This is a genomic window from Kitasatospora sp. NBC_00374 (assembly GCF_041434935.1).
In the GTDB taxonomy this organism is placed as follows: Bacteria; Actinomycetota; Actinomycetes; order Streptomycetales; family Streptomycetaceae; genus Kitasatospora.
Window position 1 is genome coordinate 7,283,095 of sequence record NZ_CP107964.1, and the last position, 23,171, is coordinate 7,306,265.

Here is a 23,171-nt window from a genome sequence, read left to right on the forward strand (position 1 = left end):
CCCGTGGTCGACGGGCCGCCTCACCGGGACATCTGCCGGACCGACCGTCAGATGGTGGTCTTGCAGTAGAACGGCCAGGAGCCGGTCGCGGCCTGGGCGTCGGCCTGCTCGCCCTCGGCGGGGGCGGCGATCTCGATGATGTCCAGCTCGAACAGCTCGCTGAGGTCGTTCATGGTGACTCCTCGGGTGAGGTCTCGCCCCCGTCTCCGGTGGCGGCGTCCGGGCGGTTCCCGGGCGGCTGCCACCACGGTAGGAAGCCCCGATCGACCGCCGATCGACGTCGGATCACCGCCGGGTCGACGGGCCCGGGGCGCCGCCGGGCGCGGGCACGACGACGGCCGGCCGGATCCGAAGGGATCCGGCCGGCCGGGTGGGCGCTGGTGCCGTCACGGGTCGTGGCGGCGGACGGGGAAGTGGTCAGGCCGTCCAGGCGGTCGGGCCGGTGGGCGCCGTCGCACAGAGGCGGAAGGTGAGCATGCGGCCGTCGTCGTCCGACACGGCGAGCTGGACGCGGGCGCCGATCGGCACCGCGCCGGGCAGGCCTCCGATCACACCGGCCTGGACGGTGAAGCCCTCGTCCAGGGCCACCAGGTACGGGCGGCCGGGGTAGAGGCCCCGACGGGTCGGGCGGAGCAGCCGCCGGACGGTGCCGGCACCCGCGCTGAGCTGCTCGGCGAGGTCGGCGGAGCCGCAGACCGTGCAAAGCAGGGAGCCCGCCGGCATCGCCGAGTGGCACCAGTGGCACAGGTGGTAGCGCAGCGCGCTGTCGGTGCCGGTCGGGGCCGTGGTGAGCAGCCCGGTGGGTGCGAAGGCGGTGAGCGGTGTCATCGCGCACCTCCGCCGAACGCCGACGACCAGTTGCCAGTGCTGACCATGTCCGGCTCCTCCCCGGTGGATGCTGCTCAGGAAGATATGGCACTCAGTGCCCCGTGTAAAGGCACTGAGTTCCCTCTGTGGTCCCGCCGTCCGTCCGGGGGTGCCGGCGGCCCGCCGGTGACGGGCTCAGCCGTCCAGCGCCGACTCGATCCCCTGCACCACCCGCCACATCGGGGTGCCGCGCCGGGCCACCAGGACCACCACGTCCTCGGCGGGCTCCGGGCCGTCCCCGCCGTCGGGCCGCGGCTGCTCGCTCCAGGTGCCGACGACGAAGTCCAGCGCCAGGTCGACGGCCTCCCGGACGTCGCCGGCCCCGCCGGAGCGCAGCCAGGTGCGCAGGGCGTGGTTGTGCGCGGCGACCACGGCCGCGGCCACCACGTCGGCCCGCAGGGCCCCGTCGGACCGGGCCGAGTAGCGGGCCCGGAGATGGGCGGCGAGCGTGCGCTCGTAGCGCCAGACCACGGACAGCTCGTGGATCCGCAGGTTGGGGACCTTCCTGGTGAGCAGGTAGCGCTCGACCGAGAAGGTCGGGTTGGCCGCGTACATCCGCAGCACCAGGCGGGCCGCGTCGCAGACCTGGACCACCGGGTCGCCGCCGTCCCCGCAGTCGTCCAGGAAGGCGGTCATCTCGGTCAGCGCACCCTCGTGGTCGGGGAAGACCACGTCCTCCTTGGAGGGGAAGTAGCGGAAGAACGACCGCCGCCCGACCCCGGCCAGCCCGGTGATGTCGTCGATCGTGGTCTGCTCGAACCCGCGCTCCAGGAACAGCTGGAAGGCCGCCTCGATGAGGGCGTCCCGGGTGGTCGGCTTCCCGCCGCCCGCGCCCGCACCCGCGCCCTGGACCTGCTCCTGCACCTCGCTCATGGGTGGACGGTAGCACCGGTGACGGGGCCGGAATGCCGCCCGGAGGGTGGCCGGACGGCACTGAGTGTGCATAATCAGGGGTACTGAGTGCCACACCTTAAGGAGCTGTCCCATCATGAGTCAGGACTTCGACCTCTTCCGGCTCAGCGAGGAGCACGAGATGCTCCGTGAGGCGGTGCGTTCGCTGGCGGAGGCGAAGATCGCTCCGTTCGCGGCGGAGGTGGACGAGCAGGGGCGGTTCCCGCAGGAGGCGCTGGACGCGTTGCAGGGCAGCGACCTGCATGCGGTGCATGTGCCGGAGGAGTACGGCGGTGCGGGGGCGGACGCGCTGGCGACGGTGCTGGTGATCGAGGAGGTGGCGCGGGTGTGTGCCTCGTCGTCGCTGATTCCGGCGGTCAACAAGCTGGGTTCGCTGCCGGTGCAGCTGTCGGGCTCGGAGGAGCTGAAGGCGAAGTACCTGGGGGCGTTGGCGCGTGGTGAGGGGATGTTCTCGTACTGCCTGTCGGAGCCGGAGGCGGGTTCGGACGCGGCGGGGATGAGGACCCGGGCGGTGCGGGACGGTGACTTCTGGGTGCTGAACGGTGTGAAGCGGTGGATCACCAATGCCGGGGTGTCGGAGTTCTACACGGTGATGGCGGTGACGGATCCGTCGTTGCGGTCGAAGGGGATTTCGGCGTTCGTGGTGGAGAAGGGCGATGCGGGGGTGTCGTTCGGGGCGCCGGAGAAGAAGTTGGGGATCAAGGGGTCGCCGACGCGTGAGGTGTACTTCGACAATGTGCGGATTCCGGCGGACCGGATGATCGGTGCGGAGGGTACGGGTTTCGCGACGGCGATGAAGACGCTGGACCACACCCGGGTGACGATCGCGGCGCAGGCGATCGGTATCGCGCAGGGTGCGTTGGACTACGCGAAGGGGTACGTGAAGGAGCGCAAGCAGTTCGGGAAGGCGATCGCGGAGTTCCAGGGTGTGCAGTTCATGCTGGCGGACATGGCGATGAAGCTGGAGGCGGCGCGGCAGCTGACGTATGCGGCGGCGGCGAAGTCGCAGCGTACGGACGGTGATCTGACGTTCTTCGGGGCGGCGGCGAAGTGTTTCGCGTCGGATGTGGCGATGGAGGTGACCACGGACGCGGTGCAGTTGCTGGGTGGTTACGGCTACACCCGGGACTACCCGGTGGAGCGGATGATGCGGGACGCGAAGATCACCCAGATCTACGAGGGCACCAACCAGGTCCAGCGCATCGTGATGGCCCGCAACCTCCCGTAGGTCCGGCGCACACCTCGAAGGGCCGGCCCCCGGTACGTACCGGGGGCCGGCCCTCTCGCATCCTCCCCGGGACCGGGACGGCCGCTCCTCCCACGGCCCGGGACGGGCCGGAACAGGCTCGGCCGGATCCTGATGCGCACCCGCACCGGGCTGCGGGCCGACCTCCGGTAGGAGGCCGGGTCAACTGCCGTGCAGCAGCTGCTCGTCGTACCAGACGTCCTCGTACCCCGGGCCGATCAGGAAGCGCCAGCCGGGTGGGAGGGCGAGGTAGGGCAGGACGGAGGGGCAGACCGTCACGAGGTGTCCGACCGGGGTCGGCACGAAGAGGTCGGGGTCGTCGGAGAGTTCCTCGGAGGACCAGACGAACCAGCCGCAGGCGCCGTCCTCGGCGGGTTGCCGCAGGCCGTTGATCGGGAAGACCACGCTGGAGAAGTTCTCGGCCAGGCCGAGGATCTCGGTGCCGTCGACGGGCGCCGGCTCGGCGCCGAAGCGGGAGCAGACCGAATCGTGGTCGTGAAGCATGGCAGATCCAGACGGTTCGCGTCCCACCCCGCACCCGGCATCCTACCGCCGCCGCGCCCGGACAGGTTTGGACTCGCGCCGGTCATGCCAGGAATGGAGAATGACCAGTTCCGAATCCGCACCCTCCCTCCGGCTCTCCGACGAGGTGCGCGACGCGCTGGAGCGTCGGGCTCCGGTGGTCGCCCTGGAGTCGACGATCATCGCGCACGGTCTGCCCCGGCCGCGCAACCTGCAGGTGGCGGGGGAGTTGGAGGGCCTGGTCCGGGAGGCCGGCGCGGTGCCGGCCACCATCGCGGTGCTGGACGGCGTGCCGCGGATCGGCCTCGGCAAGGCCGAGTTGGAGCGGGTCGCCGGTGACGCCTCGCTGCGCAAGCTCGGCTTCCGGGACCTCGCGCCGGCCGTGGCGGCGGGCGCGAGCGGTGCGACCACCGTCTCGGGGACGGCGTTCCTCGCGGCCCGGGCCGGGATCCGGATCTTCGCCACCGGCGGGCTGGGCGGCGTGCACCGGGGCTGGACGCAGACCCACGACGAGTCCAACGACCTGGCGCTGCTGGCCCGGACCAGGATCACCGTGGTGTGCGCCGGGGTGAAGTCGATCCTGGACGTGCCGGCCACCCTGGAGCGGCTGGAGACCCTGGGGGTGGCCGTGCTCGGCCACCGTACGACGCGGTTCCCCGGCTTCTACCTGGCGAGTTCGGGCTGCCCGGTGGACTGGACGGTGCACGAGCCCGCCGAGGTCGCCGCCGTGATGCGGGCCCAGGACGCCCTGGGCGGGCCGGAGTCGGCGCTGATCGTGGCCAACCCCGTGGCGGAGTCGGAGCAGTTGGACCCTGACCTGCACGACCGGGTGCTCGCCGACGCCCTCGCGGCGGCCGACCGCGAGGGCGTCACCGGGCAGGCCACCACGCCGTTCCTGCTCGCCCACCTCACCGAGCACACCCGGGGCGCCTCGCTGGAGGCGAATCTGGCCGCCGTCCGGGGCAATGTGCGGCTGGCCGCGCGGATCGCCGGCGCGTGGGCCGACGGCCGGCCGGCGGCGCGCGGGTGACGCCCGGGCCCGGCGCGCTGCTGGTGGTCGGGGACGTGGTCACCGACGTGCTCGCCCTGCACGAGGGCCCGCTCGCCGCGCACACCGACACCGCCGCGCGGATCGCGGTACGGCCGGGCGGCGCGGGCGCCAACGTCGCCGCCTGGGCGGCGCACCGCGGCGCGCGGGCCCGTCTGCTGGCCAGGGTCGGCGCCGACTCGGCCGACTGGCACCGGGCGCAGCTGCGGGCGGCCGGGGTCGAGCCCCACCTGGTGGTGGACGGGCGGGTGCCGACGGCGGTGGTGATCTGCCTGGTGGACGGCCGGGCCGAACGCACCCTGGTCACCGACGGCGGCGCGTCCGTGCGGCTGGGCCCCGAGGACTGGGATCCGGCGCTGCTCACCGGCGTGGCCCGGGTCCACCTCTCCGGCTACCTCTTCTTCTCGGCGCCCGGGCGCCGGCTCGCCGAACGGGTCACCGCGGCCGCGGCCGCCGTCGGCACGGCGGTGAGCGTGGACCCGGCCTCGACCGGCTTCCTCGAACGGCTGGGCGTGGACGCCTTCCGGGCGGCGGTGGCCGGGGCGGCGCTGCTGCTGCCGAACGAGGCCGAGGCCCGCCTGCTCACCGGCCGGGACGATCCGGCCATCGCCGCCGAGGAGTTGAGCGCCGCACACGGGACGGCGGTGGTGAAGCTCGGCGGTCGGGGGGCGTTGGTGGCGCAGGACGGGAAGCTGCTCGCCCGCGTCCCGGCCGTGCCCTCGACGGCGGTGGACAGCACGGGCGCCGGTGACGCGTTCACCGGCGGTTTCCTGGCCGCCGCGCTGGCCGGGGCGGACCCGGTGGCGGCGGCGCTGGCGGGCTGCCGGACCGGCGCCGAGGCCGTCCGCTCGGTGGGGGCCCGGCCGCCGGTGGCCGGCGCCGGCTGAGCGCATTTCGCCGGCCGGCCGTGCCACGGGCGTCCGCGGCGGTTACCCTGGACGCGTCATATGGACCAATTGGGCCGGGGGTGGGTGGACTTGTCGGAGCATCAGGACTGGTCACAGGGGTTGGGCGGGATCGTCGAGGAGATCGGCGGCCACCAGCCGCCGGAGATCGACACCACGCTGCCGCACTCGGCCCGGATGTACGACTACTGGCTCGGCGGGAAGACCAACTTCCCCGCCGACCGCGCGCTGGGCGAGGCCTTCGAGCAGGCGATCCCGAGCATCCGCACGATGGCCCGGGAGAACCGCGACTTCCTCGGCCGGGCCGTCCGCCACCTGGTGCGCGAGGCCGGCATCCGGCAGTTCCTGGACATCGGCACCGGCATCCCCACCGAGGGCAACACCCACGAGGTCGCCCAGGCCGAGGCGGTGGACTCCCGGGTGGTGTACGTCGACAACGACCCCATCGTGCTGGCCCACGCCCGTGCCCTGATGGTCAGCGGCAAGCGCGGCAGCACCGCCTACCTCGACGCCGACCTGCGGGAGCCGGAGCGGATCCTGTCCCACCCGGCGCTCACCGGCACCCTGGACGTCACCCAGCCGGTCGGCCTGATGCTGGTCGCGATCCTGATGCTGCTGGAGGACGAGGACGACCCGTGGGGCAAGGTCCGCAAGCTGCTGGACGCGCTGCCGGTGGGCAGCCACGTGGCGATCACGCACCCCAGCGCCGACTTCAACCCCGAGGCGATGGGGCAGGTGGTCGCCGCGGCCGAGCAGGGGCAGCTGACCCTCGTCCCGCGCACCCGCGAGCAGGTGGCGGAGTTCTTCGGCGACTGGGAGCTGATCGAGCCCGGTGTGGTGCCGGTGATGGGCTGGCGCCCGGACGGTCTGCCGCCGGCCGACCCGCAGGCCGCGTACTACTGGGCCGGGATCGCCCGCAAGCGGTCCTGAATCCGCCACCCGCGGGGGCCGTCGCGCGGGGGCGGGACTACGCTCGGCAGGTGTGGACGACGAGTGGCAGCCGGACCGGTCCGCCCTGTCCGGCGCGGAGTTCGAGCGGGGTACCGACGGCCCCAAGGTGATCGTGGTCGGCGTGGACGGGTCCGCGCCCTCGGGCCGGGCGGGCGCCTACGCGGCCGGGCTGGCGCGCCGCCAGAACGCGCTGCTGGTGGTGGTCTACGTCCAGCCGGTGCTCGGCGGGGCGGTGGCGATGGGGGCCTCGGTCGCCGGGCTCACCGAGGAGGTGGCCGAGGGACTGGTCGGCGAGATCAGGGCCTGGGCGGACAAGGTCCGGGGCGTGTTCGAGGTCCGCTGGCGGTTCGTCACCTTCCGCGGTGACCCGTACAGCGGCCTTGTCGAGACGGCGGACCGGCTCAAGGCGGACGCGGTGGTGGTCGGCGCGTCCGAGCAGGCCGGCCACCGGATCGTCGGCTCGGTCGCCGTCCGGCTGGTGAAGGCCGGGCGCTGGCCGGTCACCGTCGTGCCCTGAGGTTCTCGGCTCCCGCGCTCCCGGCGGGCGGCCCGATCGGCCGCATTCCACTGCGATAGCTCTCACTGAGAGCTAAAATTGTCGCCATGGCGACCAGGGGACTTGCCGACGACCTTTCCGAGGTGCTGGTCGGCATCCAGCGACTGCTGCGCCGTCGGCTCCGCCGCGGACTGACCGTCCCGCGGCTGCGCGGCGCGCAGGTGGAGCTGCTGCGCCTGGTCGCCGCCCGGCCGGGGATCAGGGTCTCGGTCGCGGCCAAGGAGCTCTTCCTGGCCGGCAACTCGGTCTCCACCCTGGTCAACCAGCTGGTCCGGGACGGCCTGCTGCGCCGCGACCCCGACCCGGCGGACGGCCGGGCGGCCCTGCTGCACCCCACCCCCGAGGCGGCCGCCCGGCTGGCCGCCTGGGACGCCCGCCGCAGCGAGCTGGTCCGCGAACAGGTCGCCCGGCTCTCCGAGGCGGACCGGGTGGCACTGACCGCCGCACTTCCGGCCCTGCGGCGCCTGGCCGAGGGCCTCCACGAGGAAGGGGAAGGGCCGTGACCGCGCCACCGACCGAGCCACCGACCGATCCGATGACCGGGCCGCCGGACGGCACTGCGCCGCCGACCGCCGCCGCCGTCCGCTGTACCGGCCTGCGCTACTCCTTCGGCGCCGCCCGCGCGGTCGACGGACTCGACCTGGAGGTCCGGGCCGGTGAGGTCTTCGGACTGCTGGGCCCGAACGGCGCGGGCAAGACCACCGCGATCCGGGCGATCACCACCCTGCTGCGGATCCCGCCCGGCATGGTCGAGGTGTTCGGGCACGACACCGCCCGCGAGCGGATGGCCGTACGGCGGCTGCTGGGCTACGTGCCGCAGCAGCTGTCCGCTGACGGGGGCCTGACCGGCCGGGAGAACGTCGCCCTGTTCGCCCGGGTCTTCGACGTGCCGCGCCGGGAGCGGGCCGCCCGGGTGGCGGAGGCACTGGCCGCCGTCGACCTCACCGATGCCGCCGACCGGCTGGCGGGGACGTACTCCGGTGGCATGGTCCGCCGCCTGGAGCTGGCCCAGGCCCTGGTCAGCGCGCCCCGGTTGCTGATCCTCGACGAGCCGACCATCGGCCTGGACCCGATCGCCCGGACCGGCGTGTGGGACCGGATCAACCAGGTCAGGGCCGCCACGGGGATGACCGTCCTGGTCACCACGCACTACATGGACGAGGCCGACCAGTACTGCGACCGGGTGGCGCTGATGCACCGCGGGCGCAGCCGCGCGGTCGGCACCCCCGCGGAGCTGCGCGCCGCGCTGGGCGGCCGGACCGGTACCGAGCCGGCCCTGGAGGACGTCTTCCGCCACTACGCCGGCAGCGGTCTGACCGGCCGCGACACCGAGGAAGGAGGGGATCTCGGCAATGTCCGCCGCACCCGCAGGACCGCTTCCCGCGTCGGCTGACGCCCCGGCGCCGGAGCTGAGGCTCCTGCTGACCCCGCCACCGGCCAGGCAGGGCTGGCGCCTGGTGCCCGCCCGGGTCGCCGCGCTCTGCGCCATCGAGCTGCAGAAGTTGCGGCACGACCGGATCGAGCTCTACACCAGGGCCGTCCAGCCGGCCCTGTGGCTGCTGATCTTCGGTGAGACGTTCACCCGGATCAAGGCCATCCCGACCGGCGGGGTGCCCTACCTCGACTACCTGGCGCCCGGGATCATCGCCCAGTCGGCGATGTTCATCGCGATCTTCTACGGAATCATGATCATCTGGGAGCGGGACTCCGGGGTGCTGACCAAACTGCTGGTCACCCCGACACCCCGGGCCGTCCTGGTGACCGGCAAGGCCTTCGCGGCCGGCGTCAAGTCGGTGGTCCAGGCCGCCGTGGTGGTGGTGATCGCCGCCCTGCTCGGGGTCTCGATGACCTGGAACCCGCTGCGGCTGCTCGGGGTGGTCGTGGTCGTCGTCCTCGGCTCGGCGTTCTTCGCCTGCCTGTCGATGTCGATCGCCGGGATCGTCCTCACCCGGGAGCGGCTGATGGGGATCGGGCAGGCCATCACGATGCCGCTGTTCTTCGGTTCGAGCGCGCTCTATCCGGTCGAGGTGATGCCGGACTGGCTCCGGGCGGTCAGTACGGTCAATCCGCTGAGCTACGAGGTCGACGCGCTGCGCGGGCTGCTCCTCGGCACCCCGGCCCGTCTCTGGCTGGACCTGGCGGTGCTGCTGCTGGCCGGCGGGCTGGGGATCGGCGCGGCCTCCGGGCTGATGGGGCGGCTCGCCCGCTGAGCGGCGGGCGGACGGCGGACGGCCCTCCCGGTGGTGCGGGAGGGCCGTCCGCCGTGGCGAGGAGCCCCGTCAGGGCAGCAGTACGGCGTGGATCGGCGTCTGCGTGGACTGGTTTCCACCGGTGGCCAGCATTCTGACCTCGTCCCGGTCGCTGATCTCGGCCCGGACGATCCCGGACGCGTCCGCGTAGACGGGATGCCCGCCCGGGCCGGTGTCCCCGGTCGCCTCGACCACCACCACGTCCTGTGGCGCATGGGTTCCCGGCGCGCCGGGGAACGTCAACGCGTAGCGCTTGCCCTGACTCATACGCGGCCCTCCTGTCCGGCCCCCGGCTCTCATGGTAGGGCGTGTCCTGCGGACCGGCCCGGTCGTCCGGTCCGCCCTGTGCGGCCAGCCGGGCGTATCCGTGCAGGTCAGCGGCTTTCCGTCGGCGGGCGGCAGCTGGCGGGGGTGAACCGGGCCCGGGGGTGCGGTCTCGGCTGCGCTCGCGGCCCGGAGCGCGACCGGCCGGGCGGGCAGCGGCGCCGCCGGCTGACGGTCCGTCGCCTTGACCGACCGTCATCACCCGCGGCGGACAGCCGAGTTACGTAGATCACATTCGACCCCGAACCGCCGGGAAGATCGCACGGAGTGTTCGAGTCCGTGTCACTCTGATGTCAGATCCGATGTGAAATATCACATTGCAGATGCCGCCCGTGGACTCACTCGGGCGGCCCCACCCGACCTCTGGAGAATCGCCATGAGTCGTCTTGCCCTCCTCGTGGCCGGCGCCGCCGGTCTGACCGCCCTCGGTGTCGCCCCGGCCGGCGCCGCCACCGCCCCGCAGGCCGCTGCGGCCACCGTCACCACCACCACGACCTGTGGCAACTCCGGCCTCCAGGCCGGCCTCGCCACCAAGGTCTGCGCCGAGATCACCGGCACCAGCGTCGTGATCTACGGCCAGGTCGGTCTGGCCGGCCCGCCGTCCCCGGGCGGCCCGGCCCCGCAGCCGAAGCAGCTGATCACCACCCTGTCGGCCGACGTGGTCGGCGGCGCCTCGCTGGGCACCGTCAACCAGGGCGCGAACTTCACCGCCTCGACCATCCGGGTCGACGGCGTGAACGGCACCGTCCCGTGCGGTTCGACCGTCCACGCGACCTTCGCCGTGGCGACCTTCCCGTGGTCGCCCAACCCGGTGTCGCTGAACGTCCAGGTCGCCTGCTGACCGACCCGACCACGGGGCCCGGCCGCCGCACGGCGACCGGGCCCCGTCCCGTCCCCGGGCCACCGCGACGGCGCCCGACGGCATGCGCCCGGCCGCCACCTCTCGTAGCGTCGGACGGGAGTGGGCACCCCGCTGCCCCCCGAGAGGAGCACGCCGCCCGTGGACGCCGCCGAGCCCGAGCTCGTGCCCGAGGTCTTCGACCAGGCCATCGTGTCGGTCTCGCTGTTCTCCGGACCGGACCACCGCCTGGTCTACTACAACGACGCCTTCCGCCGGCTGTTCGGCCGCCGCGTCCTGGACGTCCCGGCCGCCGAGGCCTTCGCCGACGAGGACGCCGCACCGTTCATCACTTTGATGGACCAGGTCTACCAGGACGGCCGGGCCCGCCAGGAGACCGCACCCCGGGCCACCGAAGGCACCGGGCCCGGCGCACCCGGACCGCGCTACTTCGTCTACAGCTGCACCCGGGTGCGCTCCCGGCACGGCCGCGGGGTGCTGGCCGTGGCCGTCGACACCACCACCGACGTCCTGGCGGCCGAACGCACCGAGGAGCTCTCGCACCAGCGGCAGCGGGCACTGGAACGCTACGAGGCCCTGATGTCGGCGGTCTCCCAGATGGTGTGGCTGATGCGGCCGGACGGCTCGATGACCGAGCTCGTCGAGGGCTGGGAGGACCTCACCGGCGCCCCCTGGCGCCCGGCCATGGACGCCGGCTGGCTGGAGCTGATCCACCCCCGCGACGCCGGGCGGCTGGTCCGGGCCTGGGCGGCCGCCGCCAGTGGCCCGCCGACCATGTTCGAGGCCACCTTCCGGGTGCTGACCGCCTCCGGTGAGTACCGTCACGTCAAGGCCCGGGCCGTGCCCGTGCTGGAGGAGGGCGAGGACAACGCCCGCGCCGCCGAGTGGATCGGCGCCACCGCCGACATCGAGGACCAGTGGCGCGCCCGGCTGCGCGAGCGGCTGCTCGCCCGGGTCTCCGCGGTGCCCGGACACCACCTGCAGGGTGCCTTCGCGGCGATGGCACAGGCCGTGGTGCCCGAACTCACCGACGCCTGCGCCGTCTTCCGGCTGCCCGAGGGCGACGGCCCGGCCTCCGCCGAGGGCCTCATCGCCACCCGGGTCGCCTCCGCCGCCCGCGCCGGGTTGCCGCCGCTGCCGGCCCTGCGCAGCCAGAGCTACCGGGTCGGGCCGGTGGCCCGCGAGGTGATCGAGAGCGGCCGGCCGCGACTGCTCACCTTCGCCGAGGGACACCCCCCGGACGGCATCCTGCCCGACGTCTCGGTGCGCTGGCTGGCCGAGGCCCGCGCCACCAGCCTCGTCCTGGTGCCGATCGTGGTGGACTCCGGTGTCGTGGCCTTCGCCGCGGCGGCCGGCTGCGGCGACAGCCCGCCGCCGAGCGCGGCCGACATCGCCCTGCTGCGCGAGGTGCTCCAGCAGGCCAGGGAACCCCTGCGCAACGCCCTGGAGCACCAGCACACCCGGCGGACGGCGCTCAGCCTGCAGCGCGCCCAGCTGACCCCCACCCCCGAGGTGCCAGGCGTCGACCTCGCCGCCCGCTACCAGCCGGCCAGCACCACCGCCGAGATCGGCGGCGACTGGTACGACGCGTTCTTCCTGCCGGACGGCACCCTCGCCCTGGCCATCGGCGACATCGCCGGCCACGACCTGACCGCCGCCACCGCCATGGGCCAGCTGCGCAGCATGCTGCGGGCGCTCGCGTACAACAGCAACCGGCCCGCGACCCCCGCCGACATCCTCGCCCAGCTCGACCGGGCCGCCGACGGGCTGGACGTGGCGCCCTTCGTCACCACCGTCCACGTCCACCTCACCTCGCGGCCCAACGGCTGGCACGCGGTCTGGGCCAACGCCGGGCACCCGCCGCCGCTGCTCGTCCCCGCCGAAGGGCCGGCCCGCTTCCTGGCCGGCCGCCGCGCCGACCTGCCGCTGTGCGTGGACCCGGACGTCGGGCGCGCCGTCCACCGGCGGGTGATCGCCCCCGGCGACACCCTGCTGCTGTACACCGACGGCCTGATCGAGACCCACTCGACCGGCCTGACCGAGGGCCTCGACCGGCTGGCCGCCGCCGCCACCGAAGCCCGTGACCTCCCGGTCGAGGAGCTCTGCGACCGGCTGCGAAGCGTGGGCGACAGCCACGACGACGTCGCGCTGCTCGCCTTCAGGCCCCGATGACCCCCGCCCGCCGCCGGTGACCGGGAGCACGCACGGTACCGGCATCCGATGCAGGATGAGGAGGAGTGGACCGGCCCCCCTGCCGACCGCATGAGGTGCGCACACCATGGACAACTACCGCCACCCGTTCATCGGGAGCATGGCAGCCGCCGTCGTCGACGCCGAGGGCGTCGTCGTGGGCTGGACCGCCGCGGCGGAGGAACTGCTCGGCCGGGGGGCCGACGAGGTGTGCGGGCGGCCGATGGGCGAGCTGCTGGCCGACCGGGCGCAGTGGACGGGCCTCGCGGCCGGGCGCTCCGGCCAGGCCGCGCTGCTGGACGGCCACGGCCGGGCGACCGAGGTCGCCTACCGGGTGCTGCCGCTGGTCGCCGCCGGCCCGGCGCGCTTCCTGGTCATCGGCGCACCGGCCACCGAGGTGGCCCGCTGGCGCGAGGACCACGCCTTCACCCGCGAGCTCTTCCTGCAGGACCGGGTCGGGCTGGCCGTCTTCGACGAGCACCTGCGGCTGGTGCGCACCAACACCCACCTGCTCCCGTACACCGGCCTGCCGACCGACCTCAAGGGCCGGCGCCTCACCGACTTCCTCCGGACGGAGGACGCGGAGGCGATCGAGGAACTGCTGCGGGACGTGCTGGACAGCGGACGGCCGCTGGTGCTGCCGGAGGCGATGGTCCGGACCGTGCTCGATCCGCGGGGCGGCCGGATGATGGGGATCTCGGCCTTCCGGCTCCAGGCCGACGGGGAACAGCCGATGGGCGTCACCGCCCTGTTCACGGACGTCACCGAGCGCGGCCGCTTCCGCCGGCGGCTGGAGCTGCTGCACCGGGCGACCGCGGCCGTCGGCGGATCGCTGTCCGTCACCGGTACCTGCACCGAGCTCGCGGCGGTCCTCGCCCCCGGGTTCGCCGACGCGGCCGTGGCCGAGGTCGCCGAGGCCGTCCTCAACGGCGACGAGCCCGAGCCGGAACGCACCGGGCAGCTCGTGCTGCGCCGCACCGCCGTGGCCGGGGACGCCGGCGGTTCGCTGCCCACCGGCACCACCGTGGCGGTCGACCCGGCGGAGTCCTCGGCACCCACCTCGACCAGGTCCGGCGGTCGTCCCGCCATGACGGCCCCGCTCCGGGCCCGGGGGATCCTGCTGGGCCGGATCTGCGTCTACCGCGAGCAGGGCGCGGAGCCGTACGACGACGCCGACCTGGACCTGCTCCAGGAGATCGCCTCCCGGGCCGCCCTCGCCCTCGACAACGCCCGCCGCTTCACCCGCGAGCACCGCGCCGCCGTCAGCCTCCAGCGCAGCCTGCTGCCGCCCGCCGAGACCGACACCCCCGCCGCCCTCACCGCCAGCGTCTACCTGCCCACCTACACCGACGGCGGGGTCGGCGGCGACTGGTTCGACGTGATCCAGCTGTCCTCGGCCCGGATCGCGCTGGTGGTCGGCGACGTGGTCGGGCACGGCCTGGAGGCCACCGCGACGATGGGACGGCTGCGCACCGCCGTCCGCACCCTCGCCGACCTCGACCTGGCGCCGGACGAACTGCTGGTCCACCTCGACGACCTGGTCTCCCAGCTGGTGGTCGAGGCCGACCAGGACGGCGACGGGGCCCGGCCGGAGCCCGCCCCGGCCGGTGCGACCTGCCTGTACGTGGTCTACGACCCGGTCTCCCGCCGGTGCGTGATGGCCAGCGCCGGCCACCCGCCGCCGGTGGTGGTCCGGCCGGACGGCGCGATCGGGTACGTCGACCTCAACCCGGGCCCGCCGCTGGGGGTCGGCGGCTTCCCGTTCGAGGCCGTCGAGATCGAGCCGGCCGCCGGCAGCGTGCTGGTCCTCTACACCGACGGCCTGATCGCGGGCGGCCAGGGCGACCTGGAGGAGGGCATGGCGGAGCTGCGGACCAGGCTCGGCCGGGCCGGGGTGACCAGCCGCCCGCTCGCCGAGGCGGGGCGGGAGATCACCGCGGGCCTGCCGGCCCACCGGCTGCCCGACGACGTGACCCTGCTGCTGGCCCGCACCAGGGCCCTGCCCGCCGGCGACACCGCGGCCTGGAGCGTCGAGCCCGACCCCGCGGCGGTCTCCCGGATGCGCGGCGAGGTGACCCGCCAGCTGGAGAGCTGGGGCCTGGACGACCTGGTCTTCACCACCGAGCTGGTGGTGAGCGAACTGGTCACCAACGCCATCCGGTACGCCGGCGGGCCGGTCGGCGTCCGGCTGATCCGGGCCGAGCGGCTGATCTGCGAGGTCTCCGACCCGAGCAGCACGCAGCCCCGGATGCGCCGGGCCCGGCTCACCGACGAGGGCGGCCGCGGGCTCTACCTGGTCGCCCAGCTGACCAGCCGGTGGGGCAGCCGCTACACCGACCAGGGCAAGGCGATCTGGACCGAGCAGGAGTTCCCGGCTCAGTAGCGCACGGGCAGTGCGAGCAACCCGCGGGCCCGAAGCGAGGGGCGCCGGCGCAGCTCGTCCCGGGGCACGTCCAGGGCGAGGGCGGGGAGCCGACGCAGCAGGGTCTCCAGCGCGATCGCGGTCTCCATCCGGGCCAGCGGCGCGCCGAGGCAGTAGTGGATGCCCTGGCCGAGGGCCAGATGGGCGTTGTCGGCGCGGTGCAGGTCGAGCCGGTCGGGGCGGTCGAAGCGGTCGGGGTCGCGGTTGGCCGACCCGAGGGCCAGCAGGACGGTCTCCCCGGCGGGGACGGTGACACCGGCGATCGTGACGTCCTCGCGGGGGAAGCGGCGGATCGCCAGCGGCGCCGGCCCGTCGAAGCGGGCGAGCTCCTCGACCGCGGCCGGGATCAGCGCGGGGTCGCGGCGCAGCGCGTCGAGCTGCTCGGGGTGGTCCAGCAGTGCGAGCACGCCGTTGCCGATCAGATGGACGGTGTTCTCGTATCCGGCGAAGAGGATCAGGAAGGCGAGCGAGGTGAGCTCGTCCTCGCCGAGCCGGTCGTCGCCCTCGTCCCGGGCCGCGATCAGCGCGGAGAGCAGGTCGTCGCCGGGCTCGGCGCGCTTCTCCTCGACGAGCTGCGTGAAGAACTCCAGCATGGCCCCCACGGCGGCCCTGGCCTGCTCGGGCCGGGCCGGGTCGGGGGTGATGACGGCGTCCGTCCAGGCCCGGAAGTCACGGCGGTGCCCGGCGGGGACACCGAGCAGGTCGCAGATGACCGCGATCGGGAACGGCCCGGCGAAGGCGGCGATCAGGTCGGTGCGGCCGAGCGGCTCGATCGCGTCGACCAGGTGGTCGGCGGTCCGCTGTACGGCGTCGCGCAGCCGCTCGATCCGGCGCGGGGTGAACGCCTGGGAGACCAGCCGCCGGATCCGGGTGTGGTCCGGCGGGTCCATGTTCAGCAGGTTGGCGTCCAGGGCGGGCGGCAGCGCCAGCCCGCGGTAGTTGCCGGGCAGCGCATGCCGCTTGTCCAGCGCGAGCCTCGGGTCGGCGAGCAGCTCCTTGACGTCCCGGTACCGGGTGACCAGCCAGAACGGCAGCCCGTCGGGCCCGACCAGCCGTCGGACGGGAGCGCTCTCGCGGAGCGCGGCGTAGCCGCCGTACAGGTCCTGGAGCAGCTCGGCGGTGCCGACGGCCGGGGCGGAGCCGGGAGGGATGATCGACATTCGAGCAGCCTACCGACACCCCGTCAGCGCGGTTCACGGGCCGCCGAGTCGGGCCCTGGCGCGGCTGCCGCCGGACCCCGGCCTGTGTCGGGCGCGGCGCGAGGGGCAGACGAGGGAGGACGGAGGGCACCGCGGGGGCAGCCCGACGGCGCCCGCGGCGACCAGTGCGAGCAGGTGAGTCCGATGGCCCGGTCCGGCAGCACCCACCCGGCGGGCGACCCGCGCCCACCCGCCTACCGGTTCCGCCGGGCCTTCCCGCTGGCCGACGTACCGGAGCCGGTCCGGGCCGGCCGGGACGCCACCCGCCAGGCCCTCACCGACCTGCGGTGGCTCCCCGTCGGCCCGAACGACCCGGCCGGCCGCCACACCAGGGACGACGTCCTCCTGATGACCGCGGAGATCCTCGCCAACGCCTGCCGCCACGCCGGCGGCCCCACCGACCTCAGGATCCTCGCCACCGACGACGTCCTGCGCATCGAGGTCCGCGACCCCCACCCGTCGGCCCCCGCGCTCGCCCTGCCCCGGCGGCCGGGCCATCCGGGCGGCTACGGCCTGCGGGTCGTGCACCTGCTCTCCGACCGCTGGGGCACCACCCGTTCGCTGCACGGCAAGGCCGTCTGGTTCGAGATCGGCACCGAACGTCCGGGCGCCGCCCTCGGCTAGCGGACGGCGGCGGCCTGTGCGGCCGCGCCGCGGGCCCCCGGGCGGGGGCGGTTGCGGTACGCCCGGTGGAGGCGTTGCAGGGCGACGAAGGTGTGCGTGCGGTCCGCCAGGGTCAGCCGGTACTTGATCCGCAGGGGAGCACTGAGCGAGCCGATCCGGTCGGTGCCGATGGCCCGCAGCAGGCGGCTCACGTGCTGCTGGTAGGCCTCGCGGTAGGCCCGGTCGCCGTCCGGGACCGACCAGAAGAACATCGGGAGCTCCTCGGCGAGCGTGTTCGCGTCGTAGGAGTGCAGGTACCCGCGGAACTTCGGCTCGGGCCGGGCCAGCAGCCAGGCGCGGACCAGCTCGATCGAGCGGACGCGGTCCACCAGCCCCCGGGGGTCGGTCCTCATCTGGGTGATCGACAGGTCGCCGTCCTCGCGCACCCGCCAGTGGTAGATCGGCTCGGACAGCACGTCCACCGTGGCGGCGAGATAGTGCAGCGGCACGCTGACCGGGGCGTCCTCGTACAGGATGCCCTCGGGATACCGCAGCCCGGACGCCTCGAAGAACGAGCGCCGGTACACCTTGTTCCACGCGGTGCGGTCGGTGACCAGCGAGGGCAGCTCGCTCACATGCGTCCTGAGCCGGGTCTCCCGGAACGGCACGCGGTGGGCGTGGGACGGGAGGCAGCCGGCCGTGCGCAGCCGCAGGGCGTTGCCGGCGGCGAAGTCCGAGCCGGTCCGGTCCAGGGTGGTGACCATCAGCTCGTACGCGCCGGGCGGCACGACGTCGTCGCTGTCCACGAAGGCCAGGTACACGGTGCCGTCGGTGAGGTGCCGCAGGCCGGTGTTGCGGGCCGCGCCGAGGCCGCCGTTCGGCTGCCCGACCAGACGGAACCGGGGGTCCCCCGCGGCGCGGGCCTCGGCGATGGCCGCACTGCCGTCCGTCGAGCCGTCGTCGACCATGACGCACTCGAAGTCGTCGAAGGTCTGGGCGGCGATCGAGTCCAGGCACTCGTCGAGATAGCGCTCGACGTTGTAGATCGGGACGACGACGGAGAGTCGGGGTGCCATCGGCTCCGCGAGCCTTTCGATCAGGGGCATGAGACCGCGCAGCGGCCGGTCACCGGGAGTGATCGGCCAGAGGCTAACCTCCGGCCGGATGCGTTCCGGGGCTTCGGTCCCACCGCGAGGTGAACTCTTGGCGTCCGCCCGGGGACGGCGCCCGCTTCGACCGGCGGCGGCCGGGCCGGCGGCGGCCGGGCCGGCGGCGGCCGGGCCGGCGTGGGGCGAGGCCCGGGCACTCCCGCCCGACCGGGTGCGGGACACCGGGCCCGATCTCCGGGACCGGCGTTTGAACTGCCGCAATTCGGACAGCAGCTGAACCGGTGGGGGGTCCGCTCCCGACATCGGAGGACGCCATGATCGTCCTTGGAATCATCCTGCTGGTCATCGGATTCGCCGCTCACATCGGCATCCTGTGGACCCTCGGGATCGTGCTGCTCGTGATCGGTGCCGTCCTGCTGCTCCTCGGCGCGGCCGGGCGCGAGGTCGGCGGCCGGCGGCACTACTGGTAGGTCCACCGCCGTTCGGCTCGGGCTTCGTTCGGCGGCGGGCTCCGTTCAGAGCAGGGCGTCCCACATCTGCTCGACGACCACGGCCCACCAGTTCTCCGGATCCCCGAACACCGTGCCGTCCAGGGCGGCGAGTTCGCGCTGGAGGGCGTCGACGGCGGTGCCCGCCGCGTACGGGTCGAGGCCGCGCAGGGCCGGCCGGCGGGCGGCGAGGAGGGCCAGCGAGCGGATGTACGAGGAGAGGTCGGCGTTCAGGTAGCGGCCCGAGCCGTTGTCCGGGTCGACCGCCCACACCCGTCCTACGCCGGAACCCGTGCTGGTGCCTCCGTCGCCGCACTGCACGGCGATCAGGGCGTGGCCGTCGGAGCCCAGCAGGACGTACTCGGCGAGCAGGGCACGGGCCTGCTCGGGGACGCGTTCGCCGCCGCCCGTCGCGGCCAGGTGCGTGGTCACGTCCGGCAGTCCGGGTGCCACCCGGAAGAAGTCCTCGACCGCGGACGGGAGTCCGGCCCAGACCAGGGTCTGGCGGGCGGCCTCCGGGAGGGGCCGGGCGGCCACGTCGTCGGCGTCGAAGCGGTGCACGCCCTCCGGTCCGAACTGCTCGGCCAGCCTGCGGCCCAGCGCCGCGTCCCGCTCGGGGGCGGCCGCCGGGACGGCACGCGGGAACGGCACCCGGTTCGGCCGGGGCGGCGCCGGACGGCCGGCGCCGAGGAACAGCTTCTCGGTCTGCGCCACCAGCGCCCGCACCCCGGCGGCTCGCCGGTCGAAGCGCGGGCCGTAGTCGTGCCCGTAGGAGAAGGCGGCCACCGGCAGCTCGGCCAGCAGGGTCGCCGCGCAGTAGCCGCCGGGCAGTTCGCACGGGCGCAGGTCCGTGTGGACGGCCAGGACGTCCTGCGGCCGCACGCCCTGCTGCCGCAGGGTTCGCCAGGCCCGTACCTCGGGGTGGCCGGTGCCGGGGGCGGACAGCTGGAACAGGCTCTGCTCCTCGCCCCGGGCGTCGCGGTAGGTCAGCACGGCCGTCGCACCCGGCCCGACCGCCGGCGGCCGGTCCGGGTCGTAGGAGCCCGCTCCGAGCTTGTCGCGGTAGAGCTGGACGACCTCCTCGACCGGGACGGAGGGCCAGGTGGTCAGCTCACCGGTCTCGCGGTCCACCACCGCGCACGCCGAGCCGATCTCGGCGGGCGCGCGCCGCTCGCCGGTCGCCGGGTCCGCCGTCGCGGCCGGCTGCTCCGCCCACAGGACCCACCCCAGCTCGAACTCGTGCACCGCGACCGGGCGCCACTGCTCCTCGGGGCGGGCGCCGTTGATCCACTGGTGGGCCGCCTCGATCGCCTGCTCACGGCTTGTCACGCGGTTCGCTCTCCTTCGGAGCCGATGGGACGGTTCAGCGTAGTCGTCGGATCCCGCTACCCGAGTGCCGGGACGGCCAGCCGGAGTGCGCCGACGCCCCGCGCGTCGGCCAGCAGCAGCACGCCGTCGGGGGTGACGTCGACCCCGCCGAGCCGGCCGGGCGACACGAAGACCGCGAGCGGGTCGCCCTCGTCCCGCGGCCAGACCCGGACGTAGTCGCCGCCCGCGCTGAGCCGGACCGGGCAGCCGGCGCGCTGCTCGTCGGTCGGCAGGACGAGCCGGGCGGGATCGGCCGCCACCCGGACACCGGTCAGCAGGTCGAACACGGCGGTCACCGGCTCCTCGCCCGGGACGTGGGCGGCCAGCACGGGGACGTCGTCCACGGTGGCCGCCGTGACCGCGCCCACGCCCGGCAGCGGGTGGGCCCAGAGGGTCTCCCAGGGCAGCGCGAGGCCGAAGTCGGGGGCGGGCAGGCCGTCCTGGCGGCAGGCGTGCTCCAGCAGCGCGGCCCGCAGCACCGGGCCCGCCTCGGTCCGGGTGAACAGCGGCGCGAGCCCCAGCCAGACCCGGGCGACGGCCGGCAGACCGGCCCCACCGGCGGCGAGGTGCTCGACGGCGGCCCGCAGCGGCACCTGCTCGGCGTGCAGCAGGAAGCCCGGGTCGGCCAGCAGCTCGGGCAGCACCCCGCCCTCCAGGGCGTGCCCGATCAGCTGGTCGCGGACGTACGGCGGTGCGGCCGCCCACCGGCCGGGGCCGCCGTCCTCGGGAACGGTGGCGATCAGCGCGGCGGCGATCCGGCGCTGGGCCTCGCGAACGGTGGTGCCGAAGCGCTCGCGCAGCTCGTCCGCGACGGCCGGGTGGACCAGACGGACGGCGGTCTCCTCCCCGTCCTCGACCAGGTCGAAGAAGGGGAGCAGCAGCAGTTGAGCGTCGGCGAACACCGGGCCGAGTTCCTTGCCCGCGACGGCCGATGCCAGCGGCGACCACAGCCGGAACGGCAGCGCGGCGCCGTCCCCGGCGAGGGCGAGCGGGGCGAGCAGCCGGCGCAGCGTCAGCTCGTCCGAGCCGCAGCGCTCGGCGTGCAGGTCGATCGCCTCGCCGACGGTGCCGGGGAACCGTGCCGGGTCACCGTCCGGGACGGCGCGCCGCGACCAGGCGGCGAGCCGCACCACCAGCGGGCTCCGCGCGCGCCGGGCCAGCTCGGGCGCGTACCCGGGCCGGTTCAGGGTGCGCTCGGCCTGCAGCAACAGCCCGGCCGGGTCGGCCCACGGCTCCTCGTCCAGGTCCATCACCAGCAGCGACTCGGCGGGCAGCCGTTCCGCCAGCCAACGGGCCTGCTCGCGCGGTACGTCGGCGAGCAGCCGGACACCGGGCGAGAGCGCCAGCGGGAGCAGCACGTCCGCCGCGACCCGGGCCGGCTCGTCGAGGGCCCGCAGCACCCCGGCCCGGTCGACGTCGGGGACGACGACCGGGACCAGCGGCGTTCCCGCGTCGGCCGGTTCGGCGAGCAGCCGGAGGACGTCCTCCGTCCGGGTGACCTCCATACCGAGGCTGTCCGCCACCGACCAGAGGAGCTGGGCCGCGGTCAGCCGGCCGGCGCCGAAGACCAGCGGCACGGGACGGTCGCCCGCGGGCACCGTGGCCGGATCGAGCGCCGCCACGTCGATGCGCTGCCGGTGCTCCGGGTCGCAGAGCATCAGGAACCCGGTCAGCAGCCGCGACCGGCCGCTTCCCGGGCCGCCCGTCACGAGGAGCACCTTCGGCGCCGAGGGCTCCTCGGTGTGCCAGTGCGTGAGCTCGCGGAGGGCGCGCGCCCTCCCGCCGAGGTGCGGGTGGGGCTGGTGGACGGCCGGGTGGGTCACTTCTCGGGCTCCAGGATGGGGGAGGGACGGTCCTGCGCGTAGGGGTTGGGGCGGTAGGCGGTCTCCGCGGTGCCTGACGGCGCGGTCATGCGAAGTCCTCGCGGTCCTGGAAGACCTCGTACCAGAAGGTGGAGGAGTCCGTGGCCGGGTCCAGCTCGATCGCCCAGTCGCGCAGGGTGCGGGCGGCGTCGGCGAGCTCGGCGGGGGTCGCGCCGTAGTAGTAGGTCGAGTAGAGACGGAGCAGGGCCGCGAAGCGCTCGGCGGAGGAGGCCATCACGCCGTAGTAGTAGTCGCCCTCCCAGCGGTCGGGATTGAAGAGGGAGACCTCGCCGGTGCGACCGTCCAGGGCGACGAGCCGCTCGCCGTCCTTGGCGATGACGTAGGAGTACTCGCCCCGGTCGCCGGATCCCGGGTCGTCGGGCCCGTACAGGTCCTCGGAGCGGAGCTGGACCAGGCCGTCGGAGGCGAGGGTCTCGGAACTGAGTTCGAGCAGCGCGCTGGTCACGATCGGGAACCCCGTCTGTGTCAGGAACCGCCGGGTGGGGCCGTGTTCCAGACCTGCCGGGAGCGCGGCCGGCTCGACCGACCACGGGGCCCGGTCGCCGAAGCACCGGGCCAGCCATGCGCGGCTCGGCTCCCACGCTTCCTCGGGCACCTCGGCGGCCGCCAGGCCCGTCACGATGTCCTGCTCCGCCGGCCGTCGCCAGGCCGGGGTGGCGACGGCCCGGGGGGCGGCCGACGCGTCGAGTTCGACCGCCCAGCACCCCCAGCCGCCGCCGAGCACCGCGACCCGCCCGACCTGGACGGCGTGCGCGACCTGGTCGTGGCAGACCGGCAGCACCGGGCCCACGGCCGATCCGGCGCCCGCATCGCGCCAGCCGTCCGGCCCGTTCACCACGAGCCCGCCCAGCTCGGGCAGGTCCGGGGGCAGCAGCGGGACGTAGGGGTCGGGGAAGTCGTCGTGCGCGTAGGGTCGGTAGAGCTTCGGCCCGGCGAGGACACGGCCGGTCTCCAGCGCGACGGCGTACTCGTGGTAGCCCTCCTCGTCGTCGGGCTCCATGCGCTCCAACCGGGCGTGCACGAAGGCCTCGTGGACGAGCGCCACGGGCGCGCCGTCCCGCTCCACGACGCGGAGCCCCACGACGTTGCCACCAGGCGCGCGGCATGCGGCCCGGGCACCCGGGGGGACCCAGCGCGACCAGACCGTGCGCCACGGCAGCCGCGGCGCGGCCGCCAGCAGCGCGTCGGCGTCCGCCGCCCGGCCGTGGCTGACGAGCAGCAGGTGCAGCCAGGACAGCCACTGCGGGTGCTGCTCGGGCGTCGGCCGGACACCCAGCCGCTCGAGGTGGTGGATGTCCTCGGCGAGCGTGCCGACGGGTACGCCGCCGGGCCAGCACGCCGCCATGGCGGCCAGCAGCTCGACCCGGCCGACCTGGGCGAGGAACACCGGATCCTCGATCAGCGCGGGCAGCTCGGCCACGTGGAAGTCCCTGCCGGGAGGTGGCGTCGGCTCGGATCCGGGGGTCATCG

Annotated in this window: 23 protein-coding genes; 13 read left to right on the forward strand and 10 right to left on the reverse strand. The window is 74.7% G+C overall.

Annotated features, from left to right (window positions below):
- Positions 1-47 precede the first annotated feature (47 nt).
- The 3 genes from OG871_RS32375 to OG871_RS32385 all read right to left on the reverse strand — a co-directional run bounded on the left by OG871_RS32375 (position 48) and on the right by OG871_RS32385 (position 1,740).
- Positions 48-173: a hypothetical protein gene (locus OG871_RS32375; protein ID WP_371501643.1), complete on the reverse strand. Its 126-nt coding sequence runs from the start codon at positions 171-173 to the stop codon at positions 48-50.
- A gap of 244 nt (positions 174-417) precedes the next feature.
- Positions 418-828 (reverse strand): hypothetical protein, encoded by a 411-nt coding sequence (locus OG871_RS32380; RefSeq protein ID WP_371501645.1) that lies wholly within the window; start codon positions 826-828, stop codon positions 418-420.
- A gap of 174 nt (positions 829-1,002) precedes the next feature.
- Complete coding sequence (locus OG871_RS32385; protein WP_371501646.1) at positions 1,003-1,740, reverse strand: TetR family transcriptional regulator; 738 nt, start codon at positions 1,738-1,740, stop codon at positions 1,003-1,005.
- Positions 1,741-1,855: 115 nt separating this feature from the next.
- Between OG871_RS32385 and OG871_RS32390 the strand changes: the two genes are divergently transcribed.
- Positions 1,856-3,007 (forward strand): acyl-CoA dehydrogenase family protein, encoded by a 1,152-nt coding sequence (locus tag OG871_RS32390; protein ID WP_371501648.1) that lies wholly within the window; start codon positions 1,856-1,858, stop codon positions 3,005-3,007.
- Between the two features lie 180 nt (positions 3,008-3,187).
- Here OG871_RS32390 and OG871_RS32395 read toward each other — a convergent pair whose 3' ends face one another.
- Positions 3,188-3,529, reverse strand: coding sequence for a hypothetical protein (locus tag OG871_RS32395; RefSeq protein WP_371501650.1), 342 nt, complete (start codon positions 3,527-3,529; stop codon positions 3,188-3,190).
- 100 nt (positions 3,530-3,629) lie between these two features.
- Between OG871_RS32395 and OG871_RS32400 the strand changes: the two genes are divergently transcribed.
- From OG871_RS32400 to OG871_RS32430, 7 genes are all read left to right on the forward strand, one after another.
- On the forward strand, positions 3,630-4,577 hold the full coding sequence (locus OG871_RS32400) for a pseudouridine-5'-phosphate glycosidase (RefSeq protein WP_371501652.1): 948 nt from the start codon (positions 3,630-3,632) through the stop codon (positions 4,575-4,577).
- On the forward strand, positions 4,544-5,482 hold the full coding sequence (locus tag OG871_RS32405; RefSeq protein WP_371501653.1) for a carbohydrate kinase family protein: 939 nt from the start codon (positions 4,544-4,546) through the stop codon (positions 5,480-5,482). Before OG871_RS32400 ends, OG871_RS32405 begins: the two co-directional genes overlap by 34 nt.
- A 90-nt stretch (positions 5,483-5,572) precedes the next feature.
- Positions 5,573-6,430: an SAM-dependent methyltransferase gene (locus OG871_RS32410; RefSeq protein ID WP_371501654.1), complete on the forward strand. Its 858-nt coding sequence runs from the start codon at positions 5,573-5,575 to the stop codon at positions 6,428-6,430.
- 52 nt (positions 6,431-6,482) lie between these two features.
- Entirely contained in the window at positions 6,483-6,968 is a 486-nt protein-coding gene (locus tag OG871_RS32415) for a universal stress protein (protein ID WP_371501655.1), read from the forward strand.
- Between the two features lie 86 nt (positions 6,969-7,054).
- A complete protein-coding gene (locus tag OG871_RS32420; protein WP_371501656.1) occupies positions 7,055-7,510 on the forward strand; it encodes a MarR family winged helix-turn-helix transcriptional regulator in 456 nt (151 codons plus the stop codon).
- Between the two features lie 32 nt (positions 7,511-7,542).
- Positions 7,543-8,400 (forward strand): ABC transporter ATP-binding protein, encoded by an 858-nt coding sequence (locus tag OG871_RS32425; RefSeq protein WP_371503484.1) that lies wholly within the window; start codon positions 7,543-7,545, stop codon positions 8,398-8,400.
- On the forward strand, positions 8,360-9,217 hold the full coding sequence (locus OG871_RS32430; RefSeq protein ID WP_371501658.1) for an ABC transporter permease: 858 nt from the start codon (positions 8,360-8,362) through the stop codon (positions 9,215-9,217). The genes OG871_RS32425 and OG871_RS32430 overlap by 41 nt, the downstream gene beginning before the upstream one ends.
- 69 nt (positions 9,218-9,286) lie before the next feature.
- On the opposite strand, the gene OG871_RS32435 is transcribed toward OG871_RS32430, so the two are convergent.
- Positions 9,287-9,523 carry a DUF6296 family protein gene (locus tag OG871_RS32435; protein ID WP_371501660.1) on the reverse strand — a complete coding sequence of 79 codons (237 nt, stop codon included), beginning with the start codon at positions 9,521-9,523 and terminating at the stop codon, positions 9,287-9,289.
- Between the two features lie 433 nt (positions 9,524-9,956).
- Here OG871_RS32435 and OG871_RS32440 point away from each other — a divergent pair, with 433 nt between their 5' ends.
- The 3 genes from OG871_RS32440 (at position 9,957) to OG871_RS32450 (ending at position 15,012) form a co-directional block, all read left to right on the forward strand.
- Positions 9,957-10,421 carry a hypothetical protein gene (locus OG871_RS32440; protein ID WP_371501662.1) on the forward strand — a complete coding sequence of 155 codons (465 nt, stop codon included), beginning with the start codon at positions 9,957-9,959 and terminating at the stop codon, positions 10,419-10,421.
- A gap of 159 nt (positions 10,422-10,580) precedes the next feature.
- Positions 10,581-12,611 carry a SpoIIE family protein phosphatase gene (locus OG871_RS32445; protein WP_371501664.1) on the forward strand — a complete coding sequence of 677 codons (2,031 nt, stop codon included), beginning with the start codon at positions 10,581-10,583 and terminating at the stop codon, positions 12,609-12,611.
- A 106-nt stretch (positions 12,612-12,717) separates the two neighbouring features.
- A complete protein-coding gene (locus OG871_RS32450; RefSeq protein WP_371501665.1) occupies positions 12,718-15,012 on the forward strand; it encodes a SpoIIE family protein phosphatase in 2,295 nt (764 codons plus the stop codon).
- Here the strand turns inward: OG871_RS32450 and OG871_RS32455 are convergent.
- Positions 15,006-16,211 (reverse strand): cytochrome P450, encoded by a 1,206-nt coding sequence (locus OG871_RS32455; protein ID WP_371501666.1) that lies wholly within the window; start codon positions 16,209-16,211, stop codon positions 15,006-15,008. The genes OG871_RS32450 and OG871_RS32455 overlap by 7 nt on opposite strands.
- 183 nt (positions 16,212-16,394) lie before the next feature.
- Between OG871_RS32455 and OG871_RS32460 the strand changes: the two genes are divergently transcribed.
- Positions 16,395-16,874, forward strand: coding sequence for an ATP-binding protein (locus OG871_RS32460; protein WP_371501667.1), 480 nt, complete (start codon positions 16,395-16,397; stop codon positions 16,872-16,874).
- Here OG871_RS32460 and OG871_RS32465 read toward each other — a convergent pair.
- Positions 16,871-17,929, reverse strand: a complete 1,059-nt coding sequence (locus tag OG871_RS32465; protein WP_371501668.1) for a glycosyltransferase family 2 protein — start codon at positions 17,927-17,929, stop codon at positions 16,871-16,873. The two genes, OG871_RS32460 and OG871_RS32465, sit on opposite strands and share 4 nt — an antisense overlap.
- Positions 17,930-18,276: 347 nt before the next feature.
- Here OG871_RS32465 and OG871_RS32470 point away from each other — a divergent pair, with 347 nt between their 5' ends.
- Complete coding sequence (locus OG871_RS32470) at positions 18,277-18,432, forward strand: DUF6131 family protein (protein ID WP_371501669.1); 156 nt, start codon at positions 18,277-18,279, stop codon at positions 18,430-18,432.
- 45 nt (positions 18,433-18,477) lie between these two features.
- Here OG871_RS32470 and OG871_RS32475 read toward each other — a convergent pair whose 3' ends face one another.
- The 3 genes from OG871_RS32475 to OG871_RS32485 all read right to left on the reverse strand — a co-directional run bounded on the left by OG871_RS32475 (position 18,478) and on the right by OG871_RS32485 (position 23,169).
- Positions 18,478-19,779, reverse strand: coding sequence for an SUKH-4 family immunity protein (locus OG871_RS32475; protein ID WP_371501671.1), 1,302 nt, complete (start codon positions 19,777-19,779; stop codon positions 18,478-18,480).
- A 56-nt stretch (positions 19,780-19,835) separates the two neighbouring features.
- Positions 19,836-21,641 (reverse strand): ATP-binding protein, encoded by a 1,806-nt coding sequence (locus OG871_RS32480; RefSeq protein ID WP_371501672.1) that lies wholly within the window; start codon positions 21,639-21,641, stop codon positions 19,836-19,838.
- A gap of 85 nt (positions 21,642-21,726) precedes the next feature.
- Complete coding sequence (locus tag OG871_RS32485) at positions 21,727-23,169, reverse strand: SUKH-4 family immunity protein (protein WP_371501673.1); 1,443 nt, start codon at positions 23,167-23,169, stop codon at positions 21,727-21,729.
- Positions 23,170-23,171: the final 2 nt, after the last annotated feature.

Coding starts and splice junctions, on each gene's coding strand:
- OG871_RS32485 (WP_371501673.1), bottom strand. CDS start 23,169: ATGACCCCCGGATCCGAGCCGACGCCACCTCCCGGCAGGGACTTCCAC.
- OG871_RS32380 (WP_371501645.1), bottom strand. CDS start 828: ATGACACCGCTCACCGCCTTCGCACCCACCGGGCTGCTCACCACGGCC.
- OG871_RS32375 (WP_371501643.1), bottom strand. CDS start 173: ATGAACGACCTCAGCGAGCTGTTCGAGCTGGACATCATCGAGATCGCC.
- OG871_RS32450 (WP_371501665.1), top strand. CDS start 12,718: ATGGACAACTACCGCCACCCGTTCATCGGGAGCATGGCAGCCGCCGTC.
- OG871_RS32470 (WP_371501669.1), top strand. CDS start 18,277: ATGATCGTCCTTGGAATCATCCTGCTGGTCATCGGATTCGCCGCTCAC.
- OG871_RS32400 (WP_371501652.1), top strand. CDS start 3,630: ATGACCAGTTCCGAATCCGCACCCTCCCTCCGGCTCTCCGACGAGGTG.
- OG871_RS32430 (WP_371501658.1), top strand. CDS start 8,360: ATGTCCGCCGCACCCGCAGGACCGCTTCCCGCGTCGGCTGACGCCCCG.
- OG871_RS32455 (WP_371501666.1), bottom strand. CDS start 16,211: ATGTCGATCATCCCTCCCGGCTCCGCCCCGGCCGTCGGCACCGCCGAG.
- OG871_RS32465 (WP_371501668.1), bottom strand. CDS start 17,929: ATGGCACCCCGACTCTCCGTCGTCGTCCCGATCTACAACGTCGAGCGC.
- OG871_RS32420 (WP_371501656.1), top strand. CDS start 7,055: ATGGCGACCAGGGGACTTGCCGACGACCTTTCCGAGGTGCTGGTCGGC.
- OG871_RS32390 (WP_371501648.1), top strand. CDS start 1,856: ATGAGTCAGGACTTCGACCTCTTCCGGCTCAGCGAGGAGCACGAGATG.
- OG871_RS32425 (WP_371503484.1), top strand. CDS start 7,543: ATGACCGGGCCGCCGGACGGCACTGCGCCGCCGACCGCCGCCGCCGTC.
- OG871_RS32395 (WP_371501650.1), bottom strand. CDS start 3,529: ATGCTTCACGACCACGATTCGGTCTGCTCCCGCTTCGGCGCCGAGCCG.
- OG871_RS32460 (WP_371501667.1), top strand. CDS start 16,395: ATGGCCCGGTCCGGCAGCACCCACCCGGCGGGCGACCCGCGCCCACCC.
- OG871_RS32440 (WP_371501662.1), top strand. CDS start 9,957: ATGAGTCGTCTTGCCCTCCTCGTGGCCGGCGCCGCCGGTCTGACCGCC.
- OG871_RS32385 (WP_371501646.1), bottom strand. CDS start 1,740: ATGAGCGAGGTGCAGGAGCAGGTCCAGGGCGCGGGTGCGGGCGCGGGC.
- OG871_RS32435 (WP_371501660.1), bottom strand. CDS start 9,523: ATGAGTCAGGGCAAGCGCTACGCGTTGACGTTCCCCGGCGCGCCGGGA.